At 73.4% G+C, this 17,629-nt stretch carries 13 protein-coding genes; 2 read left to right on the top strand and 11 right to left on the bottom strand.

Going from position 1 to position 17,629, the window contains the following annotated elements:
- Positions 1-25: 25 nt before the first annotated feature.
- Together xylB and xylA are read right to left on the bottom strand one after the other, a co-directional pair.
- Positions 26-1,450, bottom strand: coding sequence for a xylulokinase (gene xylB / locus AC6CH6_RS16635; protein ID WP_498255965.1), 1,425 nt, complete (start codon positions 1,448-1,450; stop codon positions 26-28).
- A 151-nt stretch (positions 1,451-1,601) separates the two neighbouring features.
- Positions 1,602-2,825, bottom strand: a complete 1,224-nt coding sequence (gene xylA, locus AC6CH6_RS16630; RefSeq protein WP_498255964.1) for a xylose isomerase — start codon at positions 2,823-2,825, stop codon at positions 1,602-1,604.
- Positions 2,826-2,973: 148 nt separating this feature from the next.
- On the opposite strand from xylA, the gene AC6CH6_RS16625 reads away from it, so the two are divergent.
- A complete protein-coding gene (locus AC6CH6_RS16625) occupies positions 2,974-4,140 on the top strand; it encodes an ROK family transcriptional regulator (protein ID WP_498255963.1) in 1,167 nt (388 codons plus the stop codon).
- Positions 4,141-4,222: 82 nt separating this feature from the next.
- On the opposite strand, the gene AC6CH6_RS16620 is transcribed toward AC6CH6_RS16625, so the two are convergent.
- From AC6CH6_RS16620 to AC6CH6_RS16600, 5 genes are all read right to left on the bottom strand, one after another.
- A complete protein-coding gene (locus AC6CH6_RS16620; protein ID WP_498255962.1) occupies positions 4,223-5,392 on the bottom strand; it encodes an endo-1,4-beta-xylanase in 1,170 nt (389 codons plus the stop codon).
- Between the two features lie 88 nt (positions 5,393-5,480).
- Positions 5,481-7,838, bottom strand: coding sequence for a glycoside hydrolase family 3 N-terminal domain-containing protein (locus AC6CH6_RS16615; RefSeq protein WP_498255961.1), 2,358 nt, complete (start codon positions 7,836-7,838; stop codon positions 5,481-5,483).
- Positions 7,839-7,867: 29 nt separating this feature from the next.
- Positions 7,868-8,782, bottom strand: a complete 915-nt coding sequence (locus tag AC6CH6_RS16610) for a carbohydrate ABC transporter permease (protein ID WP_498255960.1) — start codon at positions 8,780-8,782, stop codon at positions 7,868-7,870.
- Positions 8,783-8,786: 4 nt separating this feature from the next.
- Positions 8,787-9,692, bottom strand: a complete 906-nt coding sequence (locus tag AC6CH6_RS16605; protein ID WP_498255959.1) for a carbohydrate ABC transporter permease — start codon at positions 9,690-9,692, stop codon at positions 8,787-8,789.
- Positions 9,692-11,032, bottom strand: a complete 1,341-nt coding sequence (locus AC6CH6_RS16600; protein ID WP_498255958.1) for an extracellular solute-binding protein — start codon at positions 11,030-11,032, stop codon at positions 9,692-9,694. Before AC6CH6_RS16600 ends, AC6CH6_RS16605 begins: the two co-directional genes overlap by 1 nt.
- 192 nt (positions 11,033-11,224) lie before the next feature.
- Here AC6CH6_RS16600 and AC6CH6_RS16595 point away from each other — a divergent pair, with 192 nt between their 5' ends.
- Entirely contained in the window at positions 11,225-12,265 is a 1,041-nt protein-coding gene (locus AC6CH6_RS16595) for a LacI family DNA-binding transcriptional regulator (protein WP_498255957.1), read from the top strand.
- Here AC6CH6_RS16595 and AC6CH6_RS16590 read toward each other — a convergent pair.
- From AC6CH6_RS16590 to AC6CH6_RS16575, 4 genes are all read right to left on the bottom strand, one after another.
- Positions 12,252-13,469 (bottom strand): MFS transporter, encoded by a 1,218-nt coding sequence (locus AC6CH6_RS16590; protein ID WP_498255956.1) that lies wholly within the window; start codon positions 13,467-13,469, stop codon positions 12,252-12,254. The two genes, AC6CH6_RS16595 and AC6CH6_RS16590, sit on opposite strands and share 14 nt — an antisense overlap.
- A 127-nt stretch (positions 13,470-13,596) precedes the next feature.
- The gene (locus AC6CH6_RS16585; protein ID WP_498255955.1) at positions 13,597-14,574 is read right to left on the bottom strand and encodes an AEC family transporter; all 978 of its coding nucleotides are present in this window, start codon (positions 14,572-14,574) and stop codon (positions 13,597-13,599) included.
- 19 nt (positions 14,575-14,593) lie between these two features.
- Entirely contained in the window at positions 14,594-15,922 is a 1,329-nt protein-coding gene (locus AC6CH6_RS16580) for an enolase C-terminal domain-like protein (RefSeq protein WP_498255954.1), read from the bottom strand.
- Positions 15,919-17,544, bottom strand: a complete 1,626-nt coding sequence (locus AC6CH6_RS16575) for an aldehyde dehydrogenase (NADP(+)) (protein ID WP_498255953.1) — start codon at positions 17,542-17,544, stop codon at positions 15,919-15,921. The genes AC6CH6_RS16580 and AC6CH6_RS16575 overlap by 4 nt, the downstream gene beginning before the upstream one ends.
- Positions 17,545-17,629: the final 85 nt, after the last annotated feature.

The raw sequence follows: 17,629 nt of genomic DNA, 5'->3' as shown, positions 1-17,629 counted from the left end.
CGCCCCGGAGGACCGTGGGGCGGTCTCACCGCTCGGGGTGGGCGCCGGCCGGGGGCCGGGACCAGCCGGCGGTCCGGTCGCGCAGCGTGCGGTAGGCCTCCAGGACCTCGGGCGTCGGCTCCGCCTCGTACTGCCGGGCGCCGGCGAGCGCCCAGGCCGGGGGCTCGTCCTCGCCCGAGAGGGCCCAGGCGGCCTGCCGGGCGGCCCCGAGGGCCACGTACTCCGCCGGGGCGGGGACGAGCACGGGCCGGCCGAGCACGGCCGGGGCGAGCCGGCGCACCGCCTCGGACTGCGCGCCGCCGCCGATCAGGAGGATCCGCTCCGCGGCGGTGCCGGTGGCCCGCTCGAGCGCGGCCACGCCGTCGGCGAGGGAGCAGAGCAGGCCCTCCACGCAGGCCCGGGCGATGTCCTCCCGGCCGGTGTGCGAGGACATCCCGTGCAGGGTGGCGCGGGCCTCGGGCCGGTCGGGCGTGCGCTCCCCGTCGAGGTAGGGGAGCAGGGTGACGCCGCCCGCCCCGGGGCGGCCCGCGAGGGCGAGCTCGGCGAGGCCCGCGTGGTCGACGCCCAGCACCCGGGCCCCGAACTCCAGGATCCGGGCGGCGTTGAGGGTCGTGGCCATGGGCAGGTACCGGCCGGTGGCGTCGGCGAAGCCGGTCACCAGGCCGCTGGGGTCCGCGGTGCGGGTCTCCGAGACCATGGCGGCGACCCCGGAGGTGCCGATCGACAGGGACACGTCGCCGGGGCCGAGCGTGACGCCCAGCGCGGCGGCCATGTTGTCGCCCGTGCCGGCCGCGAGCACCGCCCCCGCGGCCGTGCGGCCCATGACCGCGTTCGGGGCGGCGGCCACCTGGGGGAGCTCGAGGTCGTGGCTGAGCGCCTGCTCCACGAGGGCGTGGTCCCAGGCGCCGGTGCGCGTGGAGAAGTAGCCGGTCCCGGAGGCGTCGCCGCGGTCGGTGAAGAAGGACGACCGGTCGGCGTCGAGGTGGTGGGACAGGTAGTCGTGGGGCAGCAGCACCCGGTGGGTGCGGGCGGCGTGCTCGGGCTCGTGCTCCGCCATCCAGCGCAGCTTGGTGGACGTCATGGACGCGACCAGCACGCTGCCGAGCTCCTCGGCGCAGGCGGCCGCACCGCCCATCTCCTCGACGAGCCGCCGGGCTTGCGGCGCCGAGCGGGTGTCGTTCCACAGCAGGGCGTCCCGCACCACGGCGTCGTGCTCGTCGAGGGCGACCATCCCGTGCTGCTGGCCCCCGACGGAGACCGCGGCGGCCTCCGTGAGGAAGGGTCCGGCGGCGTCGTCGAGCGCGGCGAGCCAGGCCCGGGGGTCCACCTCGGTGCCGTCCGGGTGGGGGGCGCGGCGCTGCGCGAGGACCTCGCCGGTGCCGGCGTCGATGAGGAGCGCCTTGGTGGACTGGGTGGAGGAGTCGATGCCCAGGACGGTGGTGCGTGCCATGAAGAACCTCGGTGCGGGGTCGGGACGGAGCGGCGAGGGCGCCGCGGGACGGGACGCGCAGTGCCCGGCCCGGCGCAGGGGGGACGTGCGCCGGACCGGGCCGGGACGGGGCCGGCACCCCGGAGGGGGGTGGGTGCCGGCCCCGGGTGTCTCAGCCCCGGGCGCCCATGAGGTGCTCGACGGCGAGCTGGTGCAGGCGCACGAAGCCGTAGTTGCGCTCCGAGGGGCCCGTCAGGTCGAGGTCCTCGTAGGCGCTGCGGTCGGCGAGGAAGGCCTCGAGGTCCTCGCCCTCGGCGAGGGTCGGCTCGCCGAGCTCGAGGATGCCGGACTGCTCCATGGCCTCCTGGACGTCGGGGTCCTGGCGGAAGGCGACCGCGCGCTGCTTCAGGAGCAGGTACATCCGCATGTTCGCCGCGGCCGAGTCCCAGACGCCGTCGAGGTGCTCGGTGCGGGAGGGCTTGTAGTCGAAGTGGCGGGCCCCCTGGTAGGCGCCCGGCAGGGACGGGAACCCGTTCTCCAGCAGGTCCACCGTGAAGAAGGCGCTGATCAGGTTGCCGTGGCCGAACACCAGGTCCTGGTCGTACATCGGGCCGTTCTGGCCGTTGAGGTCGATGTGGAACAGCTTCTCGCACCACAGCGCCTCGGCGAGGCCGTGCGTGTAGTTGAGCGTGGCCATCTGCTCGTGCCCGGTCTCCGGGTTCACGCCCACGACGTCCCCGTTCTCGAGCCGGTCGATGAACGCGAGGGCGTGCCCGATGGTGGGCAGGAAGATGTTGCCGCGGGGCTCGTTGGGCTTCGGCTCGAGGCCGATGCGCATGTCGTAGCCCTGGGACTTGATGTACCCGGCCACGGTGTCGATGCCCTCGGCGTAGCGGTCCAGGGCGGCGTAGAGGTCCTTGGAGGAGTCGTACTCGGTGCCCTCGCGCCCGCCCCACATCACGAAGGTCGTGGCGCCGAGCTCGGCGGCGAGGTCCACGTTGCGGAGCACCTTGCGCAGGCCGTAGCGCCGGACCCGCCGGTCGTTGGACGTGAACGCGCCGTCCTTGAAGATCGGCTCCGCGAAGGTGTCCGTGGTGACCATCTCGCAGACCATGCCGGTCTCGTCCATGGTCTGCTTCAGCTGCCCGATCAGCTTCTCGCGCTGGGCCTCGGTGGCGTCGAAGGGGATCAGGTCGTTGTCGTGGAAGGTGAAGCCCCAGGCGCCGAGCTCCTGGAGCCTGCGCACGGACTCGAGGGGGTCGAGCTCGGGCCGGGAGGCGGTGCCGAACTGGTCGCGGGCAGCCCAGCCCACGGTCCACAGGCCGAAGGAGAACTTGTCCGCGGGTGACGGGGTGAGTGAGGAGGCGAGGGAGGTCGCGGGGGAGGCGGTGGGCATCGGAGGTCCTTTCCCAGTTGGTTAGTTTCCGTTACTTACTATAGGAGCTGGGATACCGTGGGGGAAGACCGCCGGCGGATTTTCTGCCGCCCGGTCGGCCGGGATCCGCACCGGACCCGGTCCCCTCGGCACCAGAGGAGAGCCGTCCGTGCAGTCGAGCCACCTGCGGGAGCACAACCTCTCCACCGTGCTGCGCGCCGTCGCCGGGGCGGACGCGCCGGTCTCGCGCGCCGCGCTCGCCAAGCTCACCGGGCTCACGAAGCCCACCGTGTCCAAGCTGGTGCAGGAGCTGCTCGAGGCGGGCCTGCTCGTCGAGGGCCGGCAGACGGCCGCGCGGGTGTCCGGGCGGCCGACGATCCCCCTGACCGTGGCCCGGGGGACCGTGCTGGGCGTGGGCCTGGAGATCGCCGCCGACCATCTCGCGTGCCTCGTCACGGATCTCGGCGGCCGCGTCCTGCACGAGGAGTCCCGGTTCGGGGCCTTCGCCGGGGCGTCCGTGGACGAGGTCGCCTCCGTGCTGGCCGGTCTGCTGGACACCGCCCTGGCGCCGCGCCGGGACGTGCCCGTGGCCGGGATCTGCGTCTCGGTCCCCGGGCGGCTCTCCACGGATCGTGCCACCGTGCTCTCCGCCCCCAACCTCGCCTGGCAGGACGTCCCGCTGGTCGAGCGGCTCCGGGAGCACCCGGCGTTCCGGGGCCCGGCGCTCACCGCCGGCAACGACAGCATGCTCGCCGCGCGCACCGAGGTCCTGCACCGGCCCGGCGCGTCCTTCCTCTTCCTGCACGGCCAGACCGGCATCGGCGGCGCCGTGGTCCTGGAGGGGCGCATCCACCGCGGTGAGCACGGCTGGGCGGGGGAACTGGGCCACGTCACGATCACCCCCGGCGGGGAGCTGTGCCGGTGCGGGCGGCGCGGCTGCCTCGAGGCCTACGCCAGCTACCACGCGCTGCGGGGCCGGACCGGCCTGCCGGAGGACGTCCGGATCGAGGACCTCGTGGCGGCCACGGCGGAGCGGCTGCAGAGCCGGGAGGCGGTCATGGAGATGATCGGGCGTCCCCTGGGCGTGGTGCTCGCGAACTCGATGAACGTCCTGGACCTGTCGACGGTCGTGCTCTCCGGGTACTTCGCCCCGATCGCCCCGGAGCTGGAGCCCGTGCTGCGCGAGGTCCTGGAGGCGCACGCGCTCACGGCGGAGGTGGGGCCCGTCGAGATCCAGCGCTCCGCCGCGGACGCCCATCCCGCCCTGACCGGCGCGGCCGCCACGGCCCTCGAGCCCATCCACGACTCGCCGGCCCGCTGGATCGACCGGCGCTGACCCGCCCCCGTCCGGGGACGACGACGGGGCCCGCTCGCACGAGCGGGCCCCGTCGCGCTCCGGCCGGGGCCGGGCGACCGGCTCAGCGGAACGCGGGGTGGTGCTCCCACTTCGCGTCGCCGCCGGGCTGCGAGCGGACCAGGGTCTCCTGGAGGGCGTCGTAGGCCGGCTTGCGCTCGTAGTCGCCCTCCATGGTCAGGGCGTCCCCGTAGCCGGGGAAGGTGTTCGGCACCCAGGAGTGCTCGTCGAGCACGCCCCACACGGTGAAGGAGTTGCAGTCCTCCACGGCCAGGCACGCCTCGAGGGCCATGCGGTACCAGTCGGCCTGCTGCCGGCGCAGCTCGTCGGTCATCCGGTCGTCGCCGTCGACCGGTCCGCGGACGTCGATCTCGGTGACGGCCGTCTCCAGCCCCAGGTCGTCGAAGCGCTGGAGGTTCTGCTGCATGCGCCCGTCGAAGCCGTACTGGAGGCCGAGGTGGGTCTGCATCCCGAAGCCGTGGACCGGCACGCCCTGCGCGAGCAGGTCCTGGATCAGCGCGTAGTAGGCGTCGGACTTCGCGTTGAGGCCCTCCACGTTGTAGTCGTTGAAGAACAGGCGGGCGTTCGGGTCGGCCTCGTGGGCCCAGCGGAAGATGTCGGCGATGATCCCCGGGCCCAGCTCCCGCAGCCAGATGTTCTCCTGCAGGCGCAGGTTCCCGCTGTCGTCGAAGATCTCGTTGGCGACCTCCCACTGCTGGATGCGCCCCTCGTAGTGGCCGACCACCGTCTGGATGTGCTCCTTGAGGATGGCGCGCAGCTCCTCCGGGGTGTGGTCGCCGTTCTCGAGCCAGTCGGGGTTCTGGCTGTGCCAGAACAGGGTGTGGCCGCGCACGACCTGCCCGTTGGCCTCGGCGAAGTCGACGATGTCGTCCGCGGGGCCGAACTCGTAGACCCCCTCCTCGGGGTGGACGAACTCCCACTTCATCTGGTTCTCGGGGGTCAGGGAGCTGAACTCCCGCGCCAGGACGGAGCGGTACTCGGGGTCGGAGGGGAAGGGCTCCGGGTAGTCGGCGCTGGTGTGGTGGCCTCCGCCGGCCACGGCGCTGCCGATGTGGAAGTCCTGGGGCGTGTTCCAGCGCAGGGTGTCCTGCTGGGCCAGGCCGGGAGGCCGGGTCCCGGGGGCGGCGCTCGCGGCCTGGGGGACCGCGGTGAGGCACAGGGCGGCGACGGCGGTGGCCGCTCCGGCGCGGAGGAGGGGGGCTCGTCTGCTCATGTCGGGGGTTCCTTCGTCGGGGGGGTGGGGGGATTCGCAGGGACGGGTGGGACGGGGCGCGGGCCGCACGGCGGCCCGCGCCCCGGGCTCAGGAAGCGTCGGCGGACGCGGCGAGCGCGCGGTCGGCGACGCGGACCTCGACGGGGGTCGTGAGGACGCGGTCGGTGTCCTCCACGTCCCGGACCGTGCCGGTGACCGTGAACCGGCCCTCGAGGGGCAGGTCCTCGCTGGAGGTGCCGGCGCGCAGGACGAACTCGCCCGGCTCCACGATCCGGCGCACGGCCCGGCCCGTGAACGAGGTGCGGTCGGCGTGGACGGAGAAGACCACGCGGGCGCTCTGCCCGGCCTCCAGCGCGATCTTGGCGAAGCCGACGAGCATCTTCAGCGGCCGGACGACCTGGGCGACGGGGTCGCTCAGGTACAGCTGGACGACCTCCTGGCCGGCCCGGGCGGAGGTGTTGGTCACGGTGACCGCGGCCTCCACGGTGCCCTCGGTGCCGATCTCGGCCGCGGACAGCTCGAGCGCGTCGTAGGAGAAGCTCGAGTAGCCGATGCCGTGGCCGAACGGGTACAGCGGCCGGGGGTCCAGGTTGGAGACGCCCTCCGAGTACCCGCCCAGGGCGGGGGTCAGGTAGGTGCCGGGCTGCCCGCCCACGTGCCGGGGGATCCCCACGGGCAGCCGCCCGGAGGGGTTCACCCGCCCGGAGAGCACCCCGGCGACGGCGTGCCCGCCCTCCTCGCCCGGCATGAAGGCCTGCACCACGGCCGCGCAGCGGTCGTCGAACGCGCCGAGGCTGTAGGGGCGGCCCGTCACGAGCACGAGGACCACCGGGGTGCCCGTGGCGAGCACGGCCTCGACGAGCTCGGCCTGCCGGCCGGGCAGGGACAGGTCCACGACGTCGCAGCCCTCGCCGGAGGTGCCCGTGCCGAAGAGCCCGGCCAGGTCGCCCACGGTGACGACCGCGAGGTCGGCCTCCTCGGCCGCGGCCACGGCCTCGGCGATGCCGCTGGTGTCGGGGTCGGTGAAGTCGACGCCGCGGGCGTGCCGGAAGGTGGTCCCCCCGTCCGCGAACTCCTCGGCGAGGGCGTCGACGATCGAGGTGATCTCGATGCCGGTGCCGGACTCCCCGAAGCGGGACAGGACGTGGTTGGTGAAGCTGTAGCAGCCGAGGAACGCGCGGGGCTGCCCGGCGCTGGGGCCGATGACCGCGACCTTCCGGGCGGTGTCGCGGGCCAGCGGCAGGACGCCCTCGTTCTTGAGCAGGACGACGGACTCCTCGGCCATGCGGCGGGCGAGCCGCCGGTTGGCGGGGGAGTCGAGGTCGACGGCCCCGCCGGCGGTGCCGGGGTCGAAGCCCGGATCCAGCAGGCCCAGCTCGACCTTCTGCGTCAGCACCCGCCGCACCGCGCGGTCGAGCAGGGACTCGTCGAGCGCGCCGTCGCGCACGGCGCCGGCGAGGTCCGCGAAGCAGCCGGTCTCGGGCAGCTCCACGTCCATCCCGGCCGCGAGCGACTGCACGCCGGCGTCGCGGGGGTCGGCGGCGACGTGGTGCATGGACTCCAGGAAGCTCACGGCCCAGTAGTCGGAGACGACCGTGCCCTCGAAGCCCCAGGTGTCCCGCAGGAGCGTGGTGAGCAGCTCGGGGTCGGCGACGGGCGGGACGCCGTCGACGTCCGCGTAGGAGTTCATCACCGCGCCGGCCTGCCCGAGCTTGACGGCCATCTCGAAGGGCACGAGCACGACGTCGCGGAACTCGCGCGGTCCGATCGAGACGGGGGCGTGGTTGCGCCCGGCGCGGGAGGTGGAGTAGCCCGCGAAGTGCTTCAGGGTGGCGATCACGCCGGCCTCCTGCAGCCCCCGGACGTACTCGGTGGTCAGGGTGCCCACGAGGTAGGGGTCCTCGCCGACGGTCTCCTCGACGCGGCCCCAGCGGTAGTCGCGGACGACGTCGAGCACGGGGGACAGGCCGAGGTGGACGCCCACGCCCTTCATGTCGGCGCCGATGTGCCGGGCCATGGTGCGGACCAGCTCGGGGTCGAAGGCGGCGCCCCAGGCGATCGCGGCCGGGTAGCAGGTGGCCCCCAGGGTGGTGAACCCGGTGAGGCACTCCTCGTGGGCGATGGCCGGGATCCCGAGCCGGGAGGTCTCCACGACCTGGCGCTGCAGGGTGCGCAGGTGCTCCACCCCGTCCGCGGCGGAGATCGGCGCGCTGCCGAAGGCCCGGGTGATGTGGCCGAGACCGTGCGCGATCGCGGCCTCGAAGGTGGAGCGGTCGTCGGCGAAGGCGGACTCCATGGGGGCCGCACCGCCCGTGGCCTCCTCCGGGTCGGGGCGCAGCCAGTAGCTGCCGAGCTGACCGGCCTTCTCCTCGAGGCTCAGCTCCTGCAGCAGGGCGTCGACGCGCTCGGCGACGGGGCGGGCAGGGTCGTTCCAGGGTGCTGTCATGGGGGGCTGCTTTCTGCTCGGTGGGCGCGTCACTTGCCGAAGCCGGCGGTGAGCCCGGCGACGAGGTGCCGGCGCCCGAAGACGTAGAGGACGAGGATCGGCAGCGCCGAGAGGACGACGGCGGCCAGGACGGCGGGGATGTCGGCCTGGAACTCCCCCTGGTAGGTCCACAGGGACAGGGGCAGCGTGCGCTTCTCGGAGCTCTGCGTGAGGATCAGCGGGAACAGGAAGTTGTTCCAGCTGTTGAGGGCGTTGTAGACGCCCACGGTGGTGATGGCGGGCAGGCTCAGCGGCAGCACGAGCGTGCGGAAGACCTTCCAGTCGCCGGCGCCGTCGAGGGTCATGGACTCGTAGAGCTCGTTGGGGATGTCCCGCATGAAGTTCGTCAGGATCAGGACCGTGATCGGGATCCCGGACGCGATCCCGGGCAGGATCAGGGCGGCCAGGGTGTCGTACAGGCCCAGCTGGACGATGATCAGGTAGATCGGGATGATCGTCGCCTGGATCGGGATGGCGATGCCCAGCAGGAACAGCCGGTTCGAGAACACGGCCAGCCCGCTCCGGCTGCGCACGATCACGTAGGACGCGAGCAGGGACAGGAACACGATCCCGGCCACCGTGAAGACGACCACGACCACGCTGTTGAGGAAGTACTGGACGAACTGGTTCTGCAGGACCGTGGCGTACGGCGCGAACGTCGGGGACGAGGGCAGCAGCGGGTTCGTGGAGTAGTAGTCCTCGCGGGGCTTCAGGCTCGTGATGGCGATGTAGTAGATCGGGATGATGATCGCGCCCAGCCACAGCCAGCCGCCGACGGCCGCCGGGATGTTCGGGAGCCCCCGGCGCCGTCGGGCGGGGCGGGCGGCCGCCGGCCGGGGGTCCGGGCGGGACGCGCCCTCGGGTCGCGTGCGCACGGGACGGGTGTCCGCGGGTCGTGTGCTCATGGGACTACGCACCTTCCGCCTGGCTCTCCATCTTTTCGGCCCCGGTGAGCCGTTGCAGGCCGAGGGCGAGGGTGAGCCCCACGGCGACGAGGATGACCGCCAGGACACTGGCCTCGCCCATCTGGTTGCTGCGGAATCCGGTCAGGTACATGTCCAGGGGCAGGATCCGGGTCGCGGTGCCGGGCCCGCCGCCGGTGAGGGCGAAGACGAGGTCGAAGTAGGTCAGGGAGCCGACCAGCATCAGCGTGGAGGACGTCACGACGGTGTACTTCAGCTGCGGCAGCGTGATCGAGAAGAACTGCCGCACCGTGCCCGCGCCGTCGATGGTGGCGGCCTCGTACATGGTCCGCGGGATCTGCCGCACCCCCGCCTGGTAGAGCAGCGAGTGGAAGGGGATGAAGGACCACGAGATGACGACGACGACGACGTAGAACGCCAGGCTCCCGTTGCCCAGCCAGTCTTGCCGCAGCAGCGCCGCGTCGAACGCCCGCGAGAGCCCGAAGTTCGGGTCGAGCAGGGCCTTGAAGGCGATGCCGATCGCCGCGGCCGAGAAGAGCATCGGCAGGAAGTACAGGACGGAGAGGAACTCCCGGTACCGCTGGCGGCCGGCCATGAACACGCCGAGCAGCAGGCTCAGCGGGAACTGCACGGCGTAGCTCAGCAGCGTGAGCTGGACGGTCAGCACCATCGCCTGCCGGGAGACCGGGTTCTCGAGCACGGACGCCCAGTTCTCGCCCCCGGTCCACTGCGGGGTGCCCAGCCCGTCCCACTTCATGAAGGACAGCACCAGGACGCCCAGCAGCGGACCGATCGCGAAGATGCCGAAGAAGACCAGGGCGGGCGCCAGCATCCAGTTGCTGGGGCCGGCGCCCGCCCGGGCCCTCCGCCGCGCGGGGGTGCGCACGAGCATCAGAGCGTCCCGTTCATCGCGGTCTGGAACTCCTCGGGGCTCATCTCGCCGGCGAAGACCTGGCTGAGGTTGGTCAGCAGGGCCTGCCCCTGGTCGGCCGGGAGCGCCTGGTCCCAGGAGAGCTGGAAGTTCGGCGCGTCCTGGACCATCGAGTAGGCGAAGTCGAGGTACTCCGGGTGCTCGGTCTCGGTGATCCTGTCCTCCACGCCGTCCACGGCGGGGATCAGCCCGGCGTCGAAGAGCGTGTCGACCGCGGCGTCGTCGAGGTTCATGCCGTTGAGGTACTCGAGGGCCGTGGCCTGCTCCTCCTCGGAGGCGTCCGCGGACACGGCCCAGAAGTTCGCGGGGTTGCCCACGATGTTCTGCGGGTCGCCCTGTCCGCCCTCGATCTCGGGGAACGTGGTGTAGCCCAGGTTGCCCTCGGCGGTCCACTCGGGGGCGTCGGTGAGGAAGCTGGAGTAGACCCAGCTGCCGTGCAGCATCATGGCCGCCTGGTCGGTGTGCACGAGCGCCACGTCGGCGCCCGCGTCGGCCACCACGGATCCGTAGGCGTCGCCGAAGCCGCCGGCCTCGACGAGCTCCTGGATCTTCTCCAGGGCCTCGGTGATCGCCGGCTGCGACCACGCGTCCTCCTCGCCGTCCACGACGGCCTGGAACACCTCGGGCCCGCCGATCCGGTCGGTGAGGTACTGGATCCACATCAGGTACGGCCACTGGCTGGAGCCGGCCACGGAGATCGGCGTGACACCCTCGGCCTGGAAGGCCTCCACGGCGTCCAGCATCTCCGCCCACGTGGTGGGGACCTCGACGCCGGCCTCCTCGAAGAGCTTGGTGTTGTAGTACAGGATGACGGGCTGGGTGTTGTTGTTCGGGACGGCGTAGAGCTTCCCGTCCACCTTGCCGGTCTCCAGCACGGAGTCGAGGGCGCGCTCCTCCATCTCGGGGATCTCCCCGGTCAGCTCCACCACGCTGCCGTTCTCGACGTAGCTCTCCAGGGTGTCGCCGCCCCAGTTGTAGATCAGGGTCGGCGCGTTGCCGGAGCCGACGCTGGTGCGGATCTTCTCCTTGAAGGCGTCGTTCGCGAAGTACTCGGCGGTGATGGGGGTGTCGCCGTTGGCGTCGTTCCACGCCTGGAAGGAGCTGCGGAACGTCTCCTCGGCGCCGCCGGTCAGCGTCCAGGCGCTGGCGCCGCCCGCGCCGCCGGGCTGGGCCCCGGCGCTGCACCCGGCCAGGGTCAGGGCCGCGGCGCCCACGAGCGCGATGCGGCACAGCGACCGTCGGGAGAAGGTGCCCCGGTGCGCGCCGGCGGGCGCGGGGCGGAGGCTGCGGTGGGTGGTCATGGCGTTCTCCTCGTCGTTGAGCAATACGTTGCGCCTACGAAACTTTTCGTATAGCGTTTCGTTGCGAGAAGAGTAAGTGGCCTGTTTCACACCCGTCAACCCCCTGGTGTGACCGGCGCCACCGTGGCGAAGTGCGTCGAAACGTTTCGCCGTGCGCCCGTGACCCGTCCGCGTCCGAGGAGATCGTCCCGCATGAAGAGAACCACGCTGAGCCAGGTGGCCGCCCAGGCCGGCGTCTCCAAGGGCACGGTCTCCAAGGTGCTCAACGGCCGCCCCGACGTGGGGGAGGACACGCGGGAGCGGGTCCGGGCCGCGGTCGCCGACCTCGGCTACACGGGCTCGGCCGTCCGTCGGCCCCGGACGGCCATCGTGCTCGTCTTCGACACCCTCGAGAGCAACTACTCCCTCCAGGTGATGGCCGGCGCCGTGGACGCCTGCGGCCGCGCCGAGGCCGACCTCATGCTGAGCACGCTGCCGAGCCTGGAGCAGGGCGACGTCCCCCCGTTCTCCGAGGACTGGTTCGCCCGCTGCGGCCGCACGGGCGAGACCGCGGTCATCGCCGTGACCACCCCGCTGACCGCGGACCAGGTGGCCGCCGCGGCCCACGCCCAGGTCCCGCTCGTGGCCATCGACCCCGTGAACAGCCTGCCGTCCACGGTGCCCAGCATCGGCTCCACCAACTGGGCCGGCGGGCACGAGGCCACCACCCACCTCCTGGGGCTCGGGCACCGCCGGATCGGCCACCTCAGCGGCGCCGGGGGCTCGGTCCCGGCGCGCGAGCGCCTGGCCGGCTACCGCAGCGCCCTGGAGGACGCCGGGGTGGCGCACGACCCCGGGCTCGTGACGGGCGGCGGGTTCAGCTACGAGGCGGGCTTCGCCGGCGCCCAGGAGCTGCTCGAGCTCGAGGACCCGCCCACGGCCCTGTTCGCGGCCTCCGACGAGGCCGCCCTCGGCGCCTTCGAGGCCGCCCGGCAGGCGGGGCTGCGGGTGCCCGAGGACCTCAGCGTGGTCGGCTTCGACGACACGCTGCTCGCGCGCTGGGCCTCGCCCAAGCTGACCACCGTGCGCCAGCCCCTGCACGCCATGGGCGAGATGGCCGTCGAGCGCGCGATCACCCTGCTGGCCGGCGGGTCCCGCCGGGTCCACCCGCTCCAGCTGCAGACCTCGCTCGTCGAGCGCTCTTCCACCGCCCCGCCCCGGGGCGCGGTGGACAGGGCGGTCACTCCCGGATGAGGCGGGCCCGGCCGGCCTGCCAGCCGAAGACCGCCGCGAGCGTGCCGACCGCCGCGAACATGACGCCCGCCGCGGCGAAGCCCCCGGTCCAGTGCAGCAGCTGCCCCACCAGGAAGGTGCCCGAGGAGCCCACGCCGTAGCCGACGCCCTGCATCATGCCCGAGAGCCGCACCGCCATGTGGCTGCTGCGGGTCCGCAGCGCGATCATCGTCAGGGCCACGGCGGTGAGGCTGCCCTGGCCCAGCCCCAGCAGCCCGGTCCAGACCCAGATCAGCTGGAGGGGCCCGAAGATCGAGAGCACGAAGCCGCCGCCGGCCATGAGGGCCACCGCGGCGTTGAGCACCCGCTGGTCGGCCATCCGTGCGGCCAGCACCGGGGCGAAGAGCGAGCCCGTCATCTGGAGCAGGATGGACACGGCCACGACCAGCCCGGCGGTGGCGCCGTCGATCCCGCGGTCCCGCAGGATGGGGGCGAGCCACGCGAAGACGCTGAAGGACATCATCGCCTGGAAGACCATGAACAGGGTGATCTGCCAGGCCACCGGCGAGCGCCAGGGGCTGGGCCCGTCGGTCCCGGGCGGCGGGGGCCCGGGCGCCCGGCGGCGGAGCGCCACCGGCACGAGCAGGGCCACCACCACGGCCGCGGGCACCGCCCACACCGCCAGGGAGCCCCGCCAGGAGCCCGTGGCCTGGAACACCGGATAGGTGAGGCCCGCGCCGAGGGCGGCGGACGCGCAGATCGCGGTGGTGTAGAGCCCGCTCATCAGGCCGATCCGGTGGGCGAAGTCCCGCTTGACGATGGACGGCAGCAGCACGTTGCCCAGGGCGATCGCGGCGCCGCACGCGACCGTCCCCGCGAGCAGCAGCGGCAGGGCGCTCGCCCCGGGCAGGGGCAGACCGCGGGCCACCAGGCCCAGGGTCAGGACCACCATCGCGCCCAGCAGCACGTTCTCGGCCCCGAACCTGCGGGCCAGGCGCGGCGCGAACGGCGCGAAGACGCCGAGCAGCGTCACCGGGGCGGTGGTCAGCACGGTGACCGCCCACCCGGGGAGGCCGGCGGCCGCGGTGATCTCCGGGAGGATCGCGGAGAAGCTGGAGAAGACCGTGCGCAGGTTCAGGCCCACCAGGACCACGCACACGGCGAGGTAGACGAGCGCCCGGCGGGACGTGGGGGCGCTCGGCGGATCGGCGCGCGGGCTCGGCACGGGGAGGTCTCCTCGGGGCTGGCGGGCAGGCCGGCCCCGCGAGGGGCGGCCCGGACAGGCTCCACGGTACTGCGACAGCGCTGCGACCCCGTGCAGCGCCGGCGCCGTGCACGCGGGGTGCCCCGGGTCAGTGCAGGAGCAGGCCGGCGAGGAGGACGGCCGGGAAGGAGAGGAACGAGCTGAGGAGGATGATGTCGCGGGCGGCGTTGGCCGGCATCCGGAACTGGGACGAGAACAGGAACACGTTCTGGGCCGTGGGCAGGGCCGCCATGACGACCACGCCCAGCAGCTCGGTGCCGCCCAGGCCGAACCCGAACCTGCCGATCGCCCACGCCAGCACGGGCATTGCGACCACCTTGACCAGCGTCCCGCCGAGCACGTCCGGCACGAGCGCGCGGTTCCGGAACGGACGCTGCCCGTGCAGTCCCATCCCGAACAGCAGGAGCAGCAGGGGGACGGACGCCTGGCCGAGCATCTCGAGGGGGACCCACAGCACCTCGGGCACCTCCAGGCCGGTCGCGGAGAGCAGCACTCCGGCCGCGGTGCCGACCGTGACGGGGTTCGCCACCGACCGCACGATCGTGCGGCCGGTCGAGGTGCTCGTCCGCCCGGGGGCCGCCGTCCGGATCGCCGCTCCCGGACCGGCACGGCGCGACGGGCGGGTGGCCCAGGAGAACACGAGCAGATAGAGCGGGGCGATCACCAGCAGCTGGGCCAGCAGCACGGAGACCACGGGCGCGGCGCTGCCCACCGCGTAGAGCGCGATGGGCAGCCCGATGTTCCCGGCGTTCACGTAGGAGGAGGCCATGGCGCCGACCGCCGTGCGGGCCGCTCCCCGGCGCAGCACCAGGCCGCTGTACAGGGCGAAGAGCGCACCCGCCACCGCGGCGGTGGCGAGGGCGATCGGGGTGTAGACCCCGAGCACGGCCCCCAGGTCGGTGCCCGCCACGAGCACCACCATCAGCGCCGGATTGGTGAGGTAGTAGATGACGGGGGTGAGGCCCGCACGCATGGTGCGGGCCTCACCGGGCAGCAGCGCGGCGGTGGCGAAACCGACGGCCGTGAGCACGGCCACCACGCCGAAGCCCAGCAGCACCCCCGTCATCCGGCCGCTCCCCTCCGGCTCAGCGGACCAGGCAGGGGCGCTTCGGGTCGAAGCTCCAGCCCTCGATCAGGTGCTGCATGGCCGCGGCGTCGTCGCGGGCGCCCAACCCGTGCTCGAGGTAGAGCTCGTGGGCCTCCGCCAGGCGCTCGCGGTCCAGCTCCACGCCGAGGCCCGGGCTCGCGGGCACCCGGATCTCGCCGTCGCGGATGCGCAGCGGCTCCCGGGTGAGGCCCTGGCCGTCCTGCCAGATCCAGTGCGTGTCCAGCGCGGTGATCTCGCCCGGTGCCGCCGCACCCACGTGGGTGAACATGGCCAGGGAGATGTCGAAGTGGTTGTTGGAGTGGGAGCCCCACGTCAGCCCGAACTCGTGGCACAGCTGGGCCACGCGCACGGAGCCGGCCATCGTCCAGAAGTGCGGGTCCGCCAGCGGGATGTCCACGGCGCCGGCGCGCACCGCGTGGGACATCTCGCGCCAGTCGGTCGCGATCATGTTCGTCGCCGTCGGCAGGCCGGTCGCCCGCCGGAACTCCGCCATCACCTCGCGGCCGGAGAACCGGCCCTCGGCACCGCACGGGTCCTCGGCGTAGGCGACCACGCCCTGCATCCGCCGGCCCAGCCGGACGGCCTCCTCGAGCAGCCAGCCGCCGTTGGGGTCGAGGGTGACCCGGGCCTCGGGGAACCGCTCCTTGATCGCCGTGACGGCGTCGACCTCGAGGTCGCCGGCCTGGACGCCGCCCTTGAGCTTGAAGTCCTGGAAGCCGTACCGCTCCCGGGAGGCCTCGGCCAGCCGCACGATGCCCTCGGGGGTCATCGCCTCCTCCCGGCGCACCCGCTCCCACTCGTCCGCGCCGCGGGGCTCGCGCAGGTACGGCAGGCCGGTGCTGTCCGGGTCGCCCACGAAGAACAGGTAGCCCAGCATGGGCACCGAGGCGCGCTGCTGCCCTTCACCGAGCAGCTCGGCCACCGGCACGCCCAGGAACTGCCCGTGCAGGTCCAGGAGGGCGGACTCGATGCCGGTCACGGCGTGCACGGCGGTGCGCAGGTCGAAGGTCTGCAGGCCGCGCCCGCCGGCGTCCCGGTCCGCGAAGGCCGCGGCGATCCGGCGCAGCAGGGTGCGGAACAGCGCCACGGGCTGCCCCGCCAGCAGCTCGGCCGCCTCCTCGATCGTGGCGCGGATCGCCTCCCCGCCCGGGACCTCGCCCAGGCCGGTCCGGCCGTCGGAGTCCGTCACGATCACCACGTTGCGGGTGAAGAACGGCCCGTGGGCACCGGAGAGGTTGAGCAGCATGGAGTCGTGCCCCGCGACGGGCACGACCTCGAGCCGTGCGACGGTGGGCTGGGTGCTCATGCGCGGTCTCCTTCCCTGGGGCCGGCCAGCTGGATGCGGCCGTCGACCCGGCGGTTCAGGTGCCACGGGTTGTCGTCCTGCACCGGCGCGGGCAGCAGGGCGGCGGGGATGTTCTGGTAGGCCACGGGGCGGAGGAACCGCTCGATCGCGAGCGTGCCCACCGAGGTGGTCCGCGAGTCGGAGGTCGCCGGGAACGGGCCGCCGTGGACCATCGCCTCGCCCACGTCCACGCCGGTCGGCCAGCCGTTGGCGAGGATCCGGCCCACCTTGCGCTCCAGCACCGGCAGCAGCGGGGCCGCGGTGGGGACGTCCTCCTCGGACAGGAACAGGCTCGCCGTCAGCTGGCCCTCCATCCGGGCCGCCGCGGCCACCAGCTCCTCCGCGGAGCCGTAGCGGATCGCCAGGGACGAGGCGCCGAAGATCTCCTCCTGCAGCACCGGGTTGGTGAGGAAGGTGGGGACCCGGGCGCCGAAGACCACGGGGGCGGGGGCGTTCTCCGTGGAGCCCTCCTTGCCGCGGGCCACGATCTCGACGTCCTCCTGGGAGCCCAGGGCGTCGATGCCCTCCCGGCAGGAGCGGGCGATGCCCGGGGTGAGCATGGTCGCGCCCTCGGCGTCGGCCAGCACGAGCCCGACGGCGGCCAGGAACGCGTCGCCGGCCTCCCCCTGGGGCACGAACAGCAGACCCGGGTTGGTGCACAGCTGCCCGGAGGAGCCCGTCAGGGAGGTGACGTAGGCGCGGGCGAACTCCTCGGCGTCACCGCGCAGGGCGGAGTCGAAGAGGAAGACGGGGTTGATGGAGCTCATCTCCGCGTAGACGGGGATCGGCTCCGGGCGGGCGGCGGCCGTGGCCATCAGCGCCGTGCCGGCGCCGCGGGACCCGGTGAAACCCACGGCCTTGATGGCCGGGTCCCTGACCAGGGCCTGGCCGATGCTCGCGCCGGGACCGTAGATCAGCGAGAACACCCCCGGGTGCAGGCCGCTCTCGCGGACCGCGTCCGTGAGGGCGCGGCCCACGATCTCTCCCGTGCCGGGGTGGGCGTTGTGCGCCTTGAAGACCACCGGGCAGCCGGCTGCCAGCGCGGAGGCGGTGTCGCCGCCGGCGGTGGAGAAGGCGAACGGGAAGTTGCTGGCCCCGAACACGGCCACCGGGCCCAGCGGGACCTTGCGCTGGCGCAGGTCCGGGCGGGGCAGGGGAGTGCGCTCCGGCAGGGGCGGCTCGATGCGCACGCCGCGGTGGTCGCCCTGCCGCACCACACGGGCGAACAGCCGCAGCTGCCCGGTGGTGCGTGCCAGCTCGCCCTGCAGGCGGGGCTTCGGCAGCCCGGTCTCGGTCGAGGCGCGGTCCACCAGCTCGGGGCCGGCGGCCTCGATGTTGGCGGCGATCTTCTCGAGGAAGCCCGCGTGGGTCTCGGGGTCGAGGCTGCTGAAGGACTCGAAGGCCGCTTCGGCGGCCGCGGTGGCCTCGGCGAGCTGGGCCTCGTCGACCAGGGAGTACGCGGGCTCGAGCTCGGCGTTGGTCGCCGGGTCGATGCCGCGGGTGGTGCCGCCGGTGCCGACGACCTGGCGGCCGGCGATGATCGAGTGGCCGGAGAGGGTGGTGGTCTGGGTGCTCACGGACATGGGTTTCCTTCGCTGTCTGTGCGTGCGGTCTCTTGGGGAGAGGGGGGTGTCAGGCCCGCTGCAGGGTGTCCGCCGGGGTTCCGGC

Source organism: Kocuria sp. GQ42 (assembly GCF_059758435.1).
This window is presented reverse-complemented; position numbering and strand designations above follow the sequence as displayed.

What these genes read in the sequence shown, in the direction of transcription:
- xylB (WP_498255965.1), bottom strand. Translation starts at nt 1,450, where the DNA reads ATGGCACGCACCACCGTCCTGGGCATCGACTCCTCCACCCAGTCCACC.
- xylA (WP_498255964.1), bottom strand. Translation starts at nt 2,825, where the DNA reads ATGCCCACCGCCTCCCCCGCGACCTCCCTCGCCTCCTCACTCACCCCG.
- AC6CH6_RS16620 (WP_498255962.1), bottom strand. Translation starts at nt 5,392, where the DNA reads ATGAGCAGACGAGCCCCCCTCCTCCGCGCCGGAGCGGCCACCGCCGTC.
- AC6CH6_RS16615 (WP_498255961.1), bottom strand. Translation starts at nt 7,838, where the DNA reads ATGACAGCACCCTGGAACGACCCTGCCCGCCCCGTCGCCGAGCGCGTC.
- AC6CH6_RS16610 (WP_498255960.1), bottom strand. Translation starts at nt 8,782, where the DNA reads ATGAGCACACGACCCGCGGACACCCGTCCCGTGCGCACGCGACCCGAG.
- AC6CH6_RS16605 (WP_498255959.1), bottom strand. Translation starts at nt 9,692, where the DNA reads ATGCTCGTGCGCACCCCCGCGCGGCGGAGGGCCCGGGCGGGCGCCGGC.
- AC6CH6_RS16600 (WP_498255958.1), bottom strand. Translation starts at nt 11,032, where the DNA reads ATGACCACCCACCGCAGCCTCCGCCCCGCGCCCGCCGGCGCGCACCGG.
- AC6CH6_RS16595 (WP_498255957.1), top strand. Translation starts at nt 11,225, where the DNA reads ATGAAGAGAACCACGCTGAGCCAGGTGGCCGCCCAGGCCGGCGTCTCC.
- AC6CH6_RS16585 (WP_498255955.1), bottom strand. Translation starts at nt 14,574, where the DNA reads ATGACGGGGGTGCTGCTGGGCTTCGGCGTGGTGGCCGTGCTCACGGCC.
- AC6CH6_RS16580 (WP_498255954.1), bottom strand. Translation starts at nt 15,922, where the DNA reads ATGAGCACCCAGCCCACCGTCGCACGGCTCGAGGTCGTGCCCGTCGCG.
- AC6CH6_RS16575 (WP_498255953.1), bottom strand. Translation starts at nt 17,544, where the DNA reads ATGTCCGTGAGCACCCAGACCACCACCCTCTCCGGCCACTCGATCATC.